11 protein-coding genes and 1 pseudogene are annotated in these 13,227 nt (G+C 63.0%); 6 read left to right on the forward strand and 6 right to left on the reverse strand.

Annotated features, from left to right (window positions below; translation table 11 throughout):
* The first annotated feature begins 340 nt into the window (after positions 1-340).
* The 3 genes and pseudogenes from AWB80_RS19150 to AWB80_RS45440 form a co-directional block, all read left to right on the forward strand.
* The gene (locus AWB80_RS19150) at positions 341-916 is read left to right on the forward strand and encodes a Fic family protein (protein WP_244206598.1); all 576 of its coding nucleotides are present in this window, start codon (positions 341-343) and stop codon (positions 914-916) included.
* Positions 917-1,126: 210 nt separating this feature from the next.
* Positions 1,127-2,209, forward strand: coding sequence for a transglutaminase-like domain-containing protein (locus AWB80_RS19155; RefSeq protein WP_061176249.1), 1,083 nt, complete (start codon positions 1,127-1,129; stop codon positions 2,207-2,209).
* A 17-nt stretch (positions 2,210-2,226) separates the two neighbouring features.
* Positions 2,227-2,423, forward strand: a pseudogene (locus AWB80_RS45440) (DUF1016 N-terminal domain-containing protein); the annotation flags it as partial.
* A gap of 19 nt (positions 2,424-2,442) precedes the next feature.
* Here the strand turns inward: AWB80_RS45440 and AWB80_RS19165 are convergent.
* From AWB80_RS19165 to AWB80_RS19185, 5 genes are read right to left on the reverse strand one after another with little or no spacing between them, the layout of a single operon-like run.
* Positions 2,443-3,363 (reverse strand): dihydrodipicolinate synthase family protein, encoded by a 921-nt coding sequence (locus AWB80_RS19165; RefSeq protein WP_061176250.1) that lies wholly within the window; start codon positions 3,361-3,363, stop codon positions 2,443-2,445.
* Between the two features lie 24 nt (positions 3,364-3,387).
* Entirely contained in the window at positions 3,388-4,344 is a 957-nt protein-coding gene (locus tag AWB80_RS19170) for an amidohydrolase family protein (RefSeq protein ID WP_061176251.1), read from the reverse strand.
* A gap of 4 nt (positions 4,345-4,348) precedes the next feature.
* Entirely contained in the window at positions 4,349-5,350 is a 1,002-nt protein-coding gene (locus AWB80_RS19175; RefSeq protein ID WP_061176252.1) for a 4-hydroxythreonine-4-phosphate dehydrogenase PdxA, read from the reverse strand.
* Positions 5,351-5,376: 26 nt separating this feature from the next.
* Entirely contained in the window at positions 5,377-6,675 is a 1,299-nt protein-coding gene (locus tag AWB80_RS19180; RefSeq protein WP_061176253.1) for an MFS transporter, read from the reverse strand.
* Between the two features lie 47 nt (positions 6,676-6,722).
* On the reverse strand, positions 6,723-7,898 hold the full coding sequence (locus tag AWB80_RS19185; protein WP_061176254.1) for an L-rhamnonate dehydratase: 1,176 nt from the start codon (positions 7,896-7,898) through the stop codon (positions 6,723-6,725).
* A gap of 144 nt (positions 7,899-8,042) precedes the next feature.
* Between AWB80_RS19185 and AWB80_RS19190 the strand changes: the two genes are divergently transcribed.
* Both AWB80_RS19190 and AWB80_RS19195 read left to right on the forward strand, forming a co-directional pair.
* A complete protein-coding gene (locus AWB80_RS19190; RefSeq protein WP_061176255.1) occupies positions 8,043-8,966 on the forward strand; it encodes a LysR family transcriptional regulator in 924 nt (307 codons plus the stop codon).
* 36 nt (positions 8,967-9,002) lie between these two features.
* Positions 9,003-9,410, forward strand: a complete 408-nt coding sequence (locus AWB80_RS19195) for a hypothetical protein (protein WP_143328085.1) — start codon at positions 9,003-9,005, stop codon at positions 9,408-9,410.
* Between the two features lie 63 nt (positions 9,411-9,473).
* Here the strand turns inward: AWB80_RS19195 and AWB80_RS19200 are convergent, their stop codons facing one another.
* On the reverse strand, positions 9,474-10,772 hold the full coding sequence (locus AWB80_RS19200) for an MFS transporter (protein WP_061176257.1): 1,299 nt from the start codon (positions 10,770-10,772) through the stop codon (positions 9,474-9,476).
* A gap of 355 nt (positions 10,773-11,127) precedes the next feature.
* Between AWB80_RS19200 and AWB80_RS19205 the strand changes: the two genes are divergently transcribed.
* Entirely contained in the window at positions 11,128-13,221 is a 2,094-nt protein-coding gene (locus tag AWB80_RS19205) for a hydantoinase/oxoprolinase family protein (protein WP_061176403.1), read from the forward strand.
* The last annotated feature ends 6 nt before the right edge of the window (positions 13,222-13,227 follow it).

Here is a 13,227-nt window from a genome sequence, read left to right on the forward strand (position 1 = left end):
TGAGTCCCGTGCAATACAGAACTCAGGCCTCGGCTACCCGCTAGAATTTAACCGTCCAACTTCGTGGGGTCAGTTCACATGCGGGTTGGCGTTTTTTTTCATCCAATGAGTGAGTAGACTTGGATCGGAACGGATAGACGAATCAGGTACGAAGGCGATGGACGCGTCTCTGCAACGGATGCTGGAAACGATCGATGCCGACAAGGCGAAACTGGACGCGATGCGTCCGTTTTCGCATCGGGCTCTGGCTTCGCTGCATCGACGACTGCGGCGCGAATGGTGGAGGCCTGAAGCGCATGGAATCGAGCACGGTGCAGGGTCGTTTCGCGAGACTCAGGTCGTGCTCGACAGCATGACGATGGACGGCAAAGCGCTGCCGCAGCACTGCGAGAGCATGGGCCGTCCCGACGCGATGCGTTTTCTCGATGAGATCATCGCGACGAACGAGCCTCTGACCGCATGGCAGATCAGGAACATCCACAACGTGGTGCTGAAAGGCCGTGCCGGTGAAGAAGCCTGCCGCTATCGGCATGTGAACGTGGCGATAGCCGGCGCGCGTACGACTCCGCCGGATTTTCTCGATGTACCTGTCGAACTGGCTGCGCTCGTCGAGCGGCATGCGAGAGGAGGGATCATGCATCCTCTCGCGCGTGCGGCGGAACTTCATACTCGGTTCGTCAAAATCCATCCGTTCGTGGACGGAAACGGCAGAACGGGGCGCCTGCTTCTGAATGTCGAATTGATGAAATCCGGTTATCCCCCGGCCGTTATCCGGGACGAGGATCGCGCAGGCTATTGCGATTCGCTGGATGACGCTTGCGTGAGCGACGACTACACGGGCATTGTCCGGCTGATCGCCGGATCGGTTCAGCGGTCGCTGAACATCTATCTCGACGCGCTCAAAGCGTGCGGCTAACGCCGACAGATATCGCGCATCTGTTGGGTCGGGGGCGTCACGCGGCCTTCGCTCCACCCGGCCCGCAAGGACAATTTCGCATTTAATCAATCGCATAGAGCGATACGACGAATTGGCACGCCGCATGCAATGTTGGTTTGAAGCCAGCGTTGTCTTGCGCCGAACGGCGGGTACGGCATCGGGAGGCTTTGAAACACAGGGAGCCAACCCATGCCGCTCGCTCGACTGCTTCTCTGCTTTGTCCAGTGCACGTTCGCTGCGGCGATGCTGTTGCCCGTGATCGCGGGCGCCGCGAGCCTGCCAGCCGCATCGCAAAGTTATGAGGACTCCAGCCATTCGGCCACGCCTCACGCGCTGAGAAGCGGCATCGAACGTCTGCGCGCCGGGACGTGGTGGGAAGCCAACCGGAAGATCCGCCCGGAACTCGCGCAGGTCGGCGACCTGATGTTCCTCCTGCCGCTTGCCGACAAGAATCTCGAACCATCGTCGGATGCGATCGGCCGCGTGCAGCGCCTGCGCGAAGCGCTGCGCAGCCACCAGACGCGCGAACCCGCCGGCTGGTCCCGCCTCGTCGCGCAGGTGCGGGCAGAGCGCGTGAAAGCCGGCGATATGTCGGCCGTGCTGCTCGCCGATGCCCTCGTCAACGAAGTCCGCTACCGCGACGGAACCGACGGCAGCTACTACGCGCCGGCCCGGTTCTTTGTCGAAAGCGGCGTGTGCAAGGATTTCGCCGTCGCCAAGTATCTGCTGCTGCGCGACGCGGGTTTCGACATCGCGCGACTGCGTCTCGTGTCGCTCGCGCCGCGCTACAACAACACGCCGGACGACTGGCACGTCATCCTCGTCGTGCAGATCGACGGCGCGAGCGAACCGCTCGCACTCGATTCACCGAGCGCGCCGATCGCAAAGCGTGCAGATGATACGGATCACGAAACATCAGTTGTTTCTAACGGTCCGTCCGCGCTGCTCGGCGCGATCCTCGCCGGCCGCAAGCCCGCCGACGCAGTGCTGCGCGCGCCAACGGGACCGCTTGCCGCGCCGCTCAGCCTGTCGGGCCAGGCGCAGCGGCCGCTCGCGACCGTGTTCAACGAACAGGGCAGCCGTTCGTTCGAGCGCGCCGCGCCGGGCGCGCTCCGACGCGCGTCGGCGGCCGGGCGAAGCGCGAGCGCGATGTATGTCGACGAAATGGGCGATCCGTGGAAAGTCGACAGATCCGGAACGTTTCCGAAGTGGCGCGTTGCTGCTGATCAGGCGGATGCAGCGGGAAAAATGATCCGCGTGGCGGTGCGTTGACTGAAGCATGCGACGGAATTCTCTCCGCACTGCGGAGAGAATATTGAGCTGGACCCACCTCAAGACGCTGATGCATATCGACGATCCGCTCGAGCGCGACTATTACATCGAGCTTTGCCGGCTGGAGCAGTGGTCGTCGCGCCAGTTGCATGAACGGATCCAGTCCATGCTATTCGAGCGATCAAAACCGATCCGACGAATAGTTCGGCGCGACAGCCCGCTCTCCATGCTGCTCAACGCCCCCAGCGCAGCACGAGCGGATCGAGTCCGCGCGCGACTTTCAACAAGCCGTCGCGCACAGCAGGATGCATCGCCGCCAGCGGATGACGCACCGCATCCGAACGAATCACGCCGCCTTCCTTCATCAAAGTCTTGCACGCGGCGAGACCGCATTGCCGGTTCTCGTAGTTGATGAGCGGAAGCCATTGCTGATACAACTCCGCGGCCTTGCCGGTATCGCCCGCGAAATAGGCGTCGACGATCTTGCGGATGCCGTCCGGATAGCCGCCGCCGGTCATCGCGCCGGTCGCGCCTGCATCGAAGTCGGGCATCAGCGTGATGGCTTCTTCGCCGTCCCACGGACCGATGATCGCGTCGCCGCCGAGTTCGATCAGTTCGCGAAGCTTCGATGCCGCTTGCGCCGTTTCGATCTTGAAGTACGACACGTGTTCCACATCGCGCGCGAGCTTCGCGAGAAACGATGCCGAAAGCGGCGTGCCCGCGACGGGCGCGTCCTGAATCATGATCGGAATGTCGATCGCATCCGATACGTCGCGATAGAACTCGTGAATGCCGCGCTCGCCGACGCGAATCGTCGCGCCGTGATACGGCGGCATGATCATGACCATCGCGGCGCCCGCGTCCTGCGCCGCCCGGCTGCGCTCGGCACAGACGCGCGAGCTGAAATGCGTGGTCGTGACGATGACCGGCACGCGGCCCGCGACATGTTCGAGCACGGTGCGTTGCACGGTGTCGCGCTCGGCATCGGACAGCGCGAACTGCTCGGAGAAGTTCGCGAGTATGCAGATGCCGTGCGAACCGGCATCGATCATGAAATCGATCGCGCGCTTCTGGCCTTCGAGATCGAGGCGGCCCTGATCGTCGAAGATGGTCGGGGCGACGGGAAATACGCCGCGATAAACAGGTGCAGACATTGAAGTGTGTCTCCTTTGATATGTCTAAATCCGGTACAGCGCGCTCGCGTTGTCGAAAAAGAGCGCGAGGCGTTCTTCACGCGTGCGCTGCGCGACGATATTCTTGAAGCCCGTGAAAAGCTCATCGAGCGTGACGACGAGACTATCGACCGGAAAGTTGCTCGCGAACATGCACCGCTCGACGCCGAAGTTCTCGATCGCATCGCGCACGACGCGTCCGTTGCGCGCGACGCTCCAGCTTACACCCGCTTCGCCGATGCCCGATATCTTGAGCCATACGTTCGGCCATCGCGCGAGCGCATCGAGCGCGGCGCGCCATGCAGCGAGTGCTTCGTCGCTGCGATCCGCGGGCAGCCCCGTGTGATTCACGATGATCTTCATCTGCGGAAAGTCGCGCGCCAGTTCCGCCGCTTCGCCGAAATGCCACCACGGCGCCTGCAATTCGAACATCAGGCCGCTTTGTGCGAGCAATGCATAGCCACGTCGCCAGCGCGCGCACCGCATCGAGCCGGGCGCATCGAAATCCGCGCGATGCGCCGCGCGCGCAACGGTCTTCGGCTTGTGGCGCACGCTGCGCGCGAGCGGCATCTCGCGATAGGCGTCGATCACATCGGCGACATCGTCGCGATCGAGCCAGATCTGCGCGGCCATCGCGTTCGGCAGGCCGGTGCGTTCGTGCAACGCGGTGGCCCAGCGCGCTTCGCCGAGCGCGTCGCGCGGGTCCCATTCGCCCTCCATCATGACCGTCTTCACGACGCGGTGATTGCCCGCCTGCGCGAAGTAATCATCGGGCAGGAAGTTCCTGCAGATCGCCGCGTAGTCGCCATAGCGAAACGGAATGCGCGGCAGATCGCGCAGCCACGGATGATAGTTGCGCGTCACGTCCCAGAAGTGATGATGTGCATCGACGATGGGCAGGTCCGCGTCGTCGCCGCTTTCCAGGAAGCGTTCGCGCAAGGCTTCGATGCGCTCTTGCATCATGGCATCAGCTCAGACGGTCCTGCGCCATGCGCACGGCGATATCGAACGCTTTCTGCGTCGCGCCCACATCGGCACGACTCTGGCCGTGTATATCGAACGCGGTGCCGTGCGCGGGCGTCGTGACCGGCACGGGCAGGCCGCCGTGCACCGTGACGCCGCGCCAGAAGCCCATCAGCTTCATCGCGATCTGACCTTGGTCGTGATACATCGTGACCACGCCGTCGAAGACCTTCTGATCGCGCGCGCGCACGAAGATGGTGTCGGCGGGAAAGGGGCCTTGCGCGTCGTAACCCTGCGCGCGCGCCTGTTCGACGGCTGGCGCGATCACGTCGATTTCCTCGCGGCCGAACGCGCCGTTATCGCCGTTATGCGGATTGAAACCGCATACCGCGATGCGCGGCTCGTGCACGCCCGCGCGCTTCAATCCATCGTGAATCAGTTGCACCGCGCCGATGACGCGTTCCGGCGTGAGCTTCGCGCTCACATCCTTCAACGCGATATGCGAGGTCACGCGCGAGGTCCACAGCTCGTCGAGTACGTTGAACTCGCAGAACGCGCCGCTGTAATCGAGCTGGCGCGCGAACCATTCCATTTCGTCGTTCGTCTCCATGCCGGCCATATGCAGCGAGGTCTTGTTGACGGGCGCGAAGAGCATCGCCTGCGTGCGGTTCGCACGCGTCAGCGCGAGTGCCTGTTTGAAGGCTTCGAGGCTGTAGCGGCCGCCGCGCTCCGTCGCTGCGGCGCGTTCGTACGGCGCGTCGTCGGGCAGGCGGAAGTCGATGAGCGAAGGCACGTCGGTGTCGCGCGTGGCGGCGGATTCATCGTCTATTACGCGATACTCGAAGCGTTGCTGCGCGATCTCCATGCCGTGATCGAGCTCACGCCTGTCGCCGATGATGAGCAGATCCGCGCGCGCGCGATTTTCAGGCTTTGCGATGAGACGCGCGATGAGTTCGGGACCGATGCCGGCGGGATCGCCGAGAAGAACTGCAATGCGAGGTTTCATGTTCGTAGGGTCTGTTGGGTCTGTGATCAGCGTGTGCGGCGCAGATCGATTGCGATCGAACCGAAGATATACACCAGCGCGCACGCGCCGTAAAAGTGCAGCACCGCATCGAAGGAACCGGTGCGCTGAAGAATGAAGCCGGTGATGAGCGGAATCGAAATGCCGCCGACGCTGCCCGCGCAATTCATGCACGCACCGAGCAGACCGACGCGCCCGGGGCTTGCGAGCAGCGAAGGCAGGCTCCAGTAGAGGCTGCCCCACATCAGCAGGAACGATGCGCCGCACAGCACCGCGACCGCGACGACGGGCGACGTGATCGTCGGCAGCGCGGCGAACACGGCGAGCGTCGCCGCGCCCGATACGGCGATCATGCTCTTCACGACCTTGCCGCGCGAGAAGTTCATCGCGCACAGCGCATCGCACAGAAAGCCGCCCGACAGCGAGCCGAGCGCGCCCGCGAGAAAGATGAAGAAGGTCGCCGCGCCGATCTGCGACAGGCTCAGGCCCCGCGCCTGCGTCAGATAGCTCGGGCCCCACGTGAGCAGGCCGAAGAAGATCATCGCCCAGCTCATGCGGCCGACGCACATCGCGATGGTCGAGCGCAGCGGCAGCGGCGCATCGTCATGGACCGCGCGCGCGGCGCTGGACACGGACGGCGCGCCGTCGCGGATATGCGCGAGTTCCGCGCCGTTCACGCCCGGATGCTTCGCGGGATCGTCGCGCAGATAGCGCCATGCGAGCCAGCCACACGCGATCGTGGCAAGCCCCGCGACGACGAACGCGGTGCGCCACGAGCCGAACATGAGGATCAGATTCGAGATCGCGAGGCCGCCGATCGCCGCGCCGAGCGGCGAGCCCGCATCCATCAGCACCGCGCCGCGCGCGCGTTCGCTGCGCGACAGCCAGAGCGCGTTGAGCTTGCTGCCGGCGGGAAAGAGCGGCGCTTCCGCGCCGCCGAGACCGACGCGCAGAAACAGCATCGACAGGCCACCGGTGGCGGCTCCCATCAAGGTCTGAAAGAGACCCCACAACACTGTTGCGCCCGCAACGACCTTGCGCGGTCCCAGTTTGTCGATGAGCCAGCCGCCCGGAATCTGCAATAGCGCATACGACCAGAAGAAGCTCGAGAGCACGAGCCCCTGCATCGCGGGCGAGAGCGCGAACTCCTTCGCGATGGTGGGCATCGCGATGGAAAGCGAGATGCGGTCCACGAGGTTGATCAGCGTGATGAGGAACACCACGCCGAAGATGCGCCAGCGTACGCTCGTCGCGTGTGCGGATGCAGCGGCGTCGTGCGCCGCGGGTGATTCGATCCTGCTCTCCATGTCTGTCTCCTGAAATGTGCGGGCTGCATCGGCCCTGCATCATTGGGTCATTCGATGATGTCGAAATCGCTCAGATGCTTGTCGGACAGCGTGATGCCGAGGCCCGGCGTTTCATCGGAGAGTTGCAGATAACCGTTCTCCGGTTGCGGCTCGCCATCGAAGATGTAGTAGAAGAGTTCGTTGCCCACTTCCACATCGAACACGGGGAAGAACTCGGACATCGGGCTCGCGGTGCTCGCCATCGTCAGGTGATAGTTATGCATCTGGCCCGCATGCGGAATCACGGGCACGGACCAGGCTTCGGCCATTGCGTTGATCTTGCGCGCGGCGGTGATGCCGCCCACGCGGTTGGTGTCGTACTGGATCACGTCCACGGCGCGGCGTTCCAGCAGATCCTTGAAGCCGTAGCTCGTGAACTCGTGCTCGCCGCCGGAAATCGGCACGATGTTCATCTTCTTCAGCTCCTGATAGCCTTCGACGTCGTCGCCGATCACGGGCTCTTCGAGCCAGCGCGGATTGAATTCGGCAAGACGCGGCAGCATGCGGCGCGCGTATTCCAGCGTCCAGCCCATGTAGCATTCCAGCATGATGTCCACATCGTCGCCTGCGAGTTCGCGTAACAGGCGGACCTGTTCCAGATTCTTCGCCATGCCTTTCGGACCATCTTTCGGGCCATAGCCGAAGCGCATCTTCATCGCGGTGAAGCCCTGGTCGAGATAGCCCTGGGCTTCCGCGAGAAAGGCGTCGCGGTCGTCGTTGTTATAGAGCTTCGACGCATAGCACCAGATCTTCTCTTTCGTGCGGCCGCCGAGCAGCTTGAAGACGGGCTTTTTCACCGCCTTGCCCATGATGTCCCACAGCGCGATGTCCACTGCTGAGATCGCCGCCATGCCGATGCCCTTGCGGCCCCATGCGAGGGTGCGCCGATACATCTTTTGCCAGATGTATTCGTGATCGAACGGATCCTCGCCGATGGCGATCGGCGCGAGATATTCATCGACGATCTGCTTCGCGACGCGTGGCGCGAGCGCGCAATTGCCGATGCCGACCGTGCCGTCGTCACATTCGATCTCGACGACGAGCCAGCCGTGGAAACGGAACGAGCCCATCGCGTCGCCGCGTTCGTAGAGAACGTCGACGGCGTTGGTGCAGAAGTGCGATTGCGGCGGCACGACCTTGCCTTTCCATTCGAAAACGCGCGCGCGGACATGCTTGATCTTCATCTTCGGTGTCTCCGGTTCTATTCGGGTGGAGCCGCTGAAACGAGGGTTTGCGCGGCTGTATCGGGTAGCGCTAGTGTGCGAAACTCCGCGATAACTGACCATTGAATTATTTGCATCAGGCTATTTCCTGGAGTTATCGCTCGCATGATCTCGCCCGCCGCGACCATACGCAAACGCCTGCGCCTGCGTCATCTGCAATTGATGACCGCGCTTTCGGAAACCGAATCGCTCAGAAGCGCCGCCGACGAACTCGCGATGACGCAGCCCGCCGCGACCAAGGCGTTGAAGGAACTGGAGGACACCATCGGGGCGACGCTGTTCGTGCGTCATGCGCGCGGGATGGAGCCGACGATCTACGGCGAAGCGGTGATGCGTTACGCGCGCGTCGTCTTCGAGGATCTCGATGAGCTGCGCGAGGAACTGGCGGCGATCGAGGCGGGCGATATCGGCAAGGTACGCATCGGCGCGGTGATGGCGCCGGCGCCGGATCTGCTGACGAAGGTGATCGTGCAATTGAAGGAAGCGCATCCGCGCCTGCAGATCAGCGTGCAGATCGATACGAGCGATGTGCTCGTGCAGGCGTTGCAGCAGGATCAGCTGGATATCGTGGTGGGGCGCATTCCCTACGGCTTTTCCGCGCTCGATCTGACGTTCGAGACCTTGTCGGAAGAGGCGCTGGCGATCGTCGCGCGGCCGGATCATCCGGCGGTCGGCATGGCGGGGAAGCCGAAGCTTGCCGATCTCGCGAAGTATCCGTGGATCGTGCAGCCGCATCCGAGTCCGATGCGGCAGATCATCGATCAGACGTTTCGCGAATCGCGTGTTGCGCCGCCGGTGAGTACGGTCGAGACGTCTTCCATTCTCACCACGTTGTCGCTGTTGCGGGACTCGGACATGCTGGCGGTGTTGCCGAGCTCAGTCGCCGACTATTATTCCGCGCTCGATACGATCGCTTCGCTGCCCACGGCGTTGCGCGGGCGGCTCGCGCCTTATGGGTTGATTCTCAGGAAGAACCGGCGGATCAGTCCGGCGACGCAACTGGTCATCGATGCGATTCGACGGGCTTGAAGAATCGATACGCGGTGAATAGGCCCTGGCGTCGGCATGAACTTTCGCGTACCAAAAAATTTGCGCTTGACTGATATCGTGATATCGCGCAGCAGAGGCACCACGCTTAGCGCTTCAGGGTCTACTACTGATTTTCAAGGCGGCGGAGTCATTTATCGCATGCACAAGAGTGAATTGAAACCTGCTGATTTTGCCGGTATGACTATGTATGTAGACGCGAGTGCCGGCTTGCTCGTTTCCGAAGGCGTTTCTGGCTTTATCACTGGCATCGATGCGAAGGCAATGATTCCTTGGCTATTCAATCCTGCCCTATTCGCAAACTTAATCGGTGCAAGCACCAAAGCGTTTATGGTTCTGCGTGGCATGGGCGAGGGTCTTATCGATGGTGCTGGAATGGGGCTCATGCTCGGCTCGATCACGTACACCGGGCCATACACTGGATAGATAGGCTCGCTTGTCCACGCCCGCATTCGCGGGCGTTCTCTGCGGTCTGGCGAAAGCCGGCATTCACCGCCCGACCAACTCCCCATCCAAAGCATCATCCTTCGCCGAAGCATGATCCAGCGCGATATCCGGCCGCATGAAAAACGTCATCACGATCCCCACCGCGAGCAACCCGAGCGACCCCGCAAAAGGCAAGGTCCAGCTTCCAGTCCGATCGACGACGAACCCGAACACGATCGGCGAAAAGATCCCTGCGATAGCTGATCCCGCATTCACGAGCCCGCTCGCAATCCCGACGTGCTTCGGCGTAATGTCCATCGGCACGGCCCAGATCGGCCCGATGGTCATCTCCAGGAAGAAGAACGACAGGCTCAACGAAGCGGCCATGACCGGCAGCGACTTCACGACCATCACCGGCGCGAGAAACACGAGCGCACCGAGAAACGCGACGATGATCATGTTCCGCCGCGCCGAAACCACGCTTCCGGTGCGCTTGAGGATGCGATCCGAAATCACGCCGCCCGCGGTATTGCCGACGACACCCGACAGAAACACGCCCGCGGAAAACAGCGCCGAGCTCTTCAGGTCGAGACCGCGTCCATGCATGAAGAAGGTCGGCAGCCAGGTGAAGAAGAGCCAGCCGGTCCAGCCATAGCAGAAGTACACGACCATCGTCGGCGAGATGCGCTTGAGCAGGCGGCCCCAGGGCGTCGGCTCGCGGGTCTTGTCGACGGCGACCTTGTTCTCGGGCGGCAACTCCGCTTCCTCCTCGGCCGTCATGTGCCGATGCTTGCGCGGGTTATCGGCGAAGTACCACGCGTAGGCGATGACCCACACGGCCGTCAGCGCGCCGACGAGCACGAACGAAGCACGCCACGAAGCAAACGCGACCAGCAATGCGATCAAAGGCGGTGTGAGCGCGTTGCCGAGGCGCGAGAACGAATGCGTGAGCCCTTGCACGAAGCCGCGCTTGCTCGCCGGATACCAGTTGACCAGCGCGCGCGCCTGCGCGGGCAGCGCCGCGCCTTCGCCGACGCCGAGCAGCATGCGCGCGCAGAACAGCGAGACGACCCCGCCCGCGAAGCCCGTCGCGACCGACGCGACGATCCAGATCGACGCGCACAGCACGAGCGTCGTCTTGGCGCCGAAGCGGTCGCTGAACCATCCGCCGATGACCTGGCAGATCGCGTACGTATAAGCGAAAGCGCCGAACACGAGGCCGACATCGGTATTGGTGAGATGAAGGTCGTCGCGTATCAGACCTGCCGCAGCGGACAGGTTGACGCGATCGAGATACATGATGAACGACATCGCGCACATCAGCGCGAGAACGGAGCGGGTGACTCTGGGGCGTTGCAGCATCTCTGGTGTCTCCTCTGAGGCTCGTTGCGCTCTTGTTCGAGGACGGACCGCATGTCGATCCGGCGTCCCGCAGTCTCGCGAAATCAGCGATAGCCGTCTATTGAATTCGCCTCATGAGGTGATTACCGGCGGTTATGGCTTCCACCCCTCGCATTGGCGGACATGCAAACCGATTCATGCCGGACGTGATATCAATCGAGCCCGAAATATCAATAGACATGTGAATATTGGGCGGGCCAAATTCCTCTTGTTGCTTCCACCTTTATCGCTGTCGGCGGCACGGACGTGCGCTTCGCGTTCGATCAGGCTCAATCGAGACGGGAGCGCTTCATCAGGGTTCAATGAGGAAATGGCCATGGCAAGAATAGGAGTCGACGTAGGCGGCACGTTCACCGATCTGGTCCTCGAAAAAATGGACAAGAACGATCGATCGAGCGTGTTCGTCCACAAGGTCCCGAGCACGCCGCACGATCAGTCGGTGGGTGTGCTGCGCGGTGTGCTCGAGCTGTGTGAACTCGCAGGCGTAAAGCCCGCCGATGTATCGATGATCGTGCATGGCACGACCGTCGCCACCAATATCACCATCGAGCACAACGGCGCCGACGTCGGCATGCTGACGACGCGCGGCTTTCGGGACATCCTGCATATCGGCCGTCACAAGCGGCCGCATAACTTTTCGCTGCAGTTCGACGTGCCGTGGCAATCGCATCCGCTCGTGAAGCGCCGCAATCGCATCGCGATCACCGAGCGCGTCATGCCGCCGAACGGCGAGATCGCCGCGGAACTGGACGAGAACGAAGTGCTCGAAGCGGCGCACGTGTTCAAGGCGCGTGGCATCGAGTCCGTGATCGTGTGCTTCCTGTACTCGTTTCTCAACGATACGCACGAGCGCCGCGCCAAGGCGCTGGTCCAGTCGGTGCTGCCGGACGCGTACGTGTCGTGTTCGTCCGAAGTGGTGAACGTGATCCGCGAGTACGAGCGCTTTTCGACGACCGCGATGAACGCCTTCGTCGGACCGAAGACCGCGCTGTATCTGAACAACCTCGAAGGCAAGCTGCGCGACGCGGGCATCCACGCGCATCTGCGCATCATGCAGTCGAACGGCGGCGTGTCGACCGTCGAAATGTGTGCGCAGCGCCCTGTGTCGATCCTCATGTCGGGACTTGCCGGCGGTGTCATGGGCGGGCGCTGGGCAGGCGCGATGTCCGATGCGCGCGACGTGATCACGGTCGATATCGGCGGTACGTCGGCGGATTTCAGCACGATCCCCGATGGCCAGGTCAAGATCATGAATCCGCGCGATACCTATGTGGGCGCGTATCCGGTGCTCGCGCCGATGATCGACATGGCGACGATGGGCGCGGGCGGCGGATCGATCGCGTACATCGACGAGGGCGGCGCGTTTCGCGTGGGACCGCGCTCGGCGGGCGCCGATCCGGGCCCGGCCTGCTACGGGCGCGGCGGCTCGGAGCCTACGGTCACCGATGCACAGGTCGTGCTCGGCCGACTCGATCCCGACCAGTTTCTCGGCGGCGGCGTGAAGATCGATCCGGAGCTCGCGCATCGCGCGATCGAACAGAAGATCGCACGGCCGCTCGGCATGAGCGTGACGGAAGCGGCGCTCGGTATCATCCGCATTCTCAACTCCAACATGTCGCTCGCGATACGCGCGAATTCCGTCGCGAAGGGTTTCGATCCGCGTCGTTTCGCACTGCTTCCGTTTGGTGGAGCGGGGCCGCTGAACGGCGTCGCGCTCGCCGAAGCCGTCAGCGCGCGCGAAGTGATCGTGCCGCCCGCGCCGGGCATAACGGCCGCCATCGGCCTGCTCGTCACCGACATGCAGTACGAGTTCACGCGCTCGGTGATGACCGTGCTCGATAACGTTACCGAACAGGACATCGACAGGATCAACGGCGTGATCGACGACCTGACCGCGCAATGCCGTGTGCGCCTCGAAGCGGACGGCGTGCCGTCGCACCGCCAGCACTACGTGCGCGTGGCGGAATGCCGCTACCACGGTCAGGGCTTCGAGTTGCGCGCCGACATTCCCGACGGCGCCGTCAGCCTCAAGAACATCGGGCAGATCGAGGCGAACTTTCACGCGCAGCACAAGCGCGACTACGGCTGGGCTTTCGACGACGTCGACGTGGAGATCGTCACCTTGCGTGTGATCGGCGTGGCGAGTACGCCGGCCCTGCAGTGGCCGCCCTTGCCGACGGGTTCAGTGCGGCCCGACGACCGCGCGCTCATGTTCGTGCGCCGCACGACCTTCGACGACGGCGAGACCTACGACACACCGCGTTACGACCGCAGCCGCCTGCTGGCCGGCAATACGCTCGACGGTCCCGCGATCGTCGTGCAGCGCGACTCGACGACGCTCGTGCCGCCGGGTTATCGCGCGCGCGTCGTCGCGAACGGCAACATCCATATCAACCGTCTGGCGGCGTAAGAGGAG

It is taken from the genome of Caballeronia pedi, assembly GCF_001544915.2.
In the GTDB taxonomy this organism is placed as follows: domain Bacteria; phylum Pseudomonadota; class Gammaproteobacteria; order Burkholderiales; family Burkholderiaceae; genus Caballeronia; species Caballeronia pedi.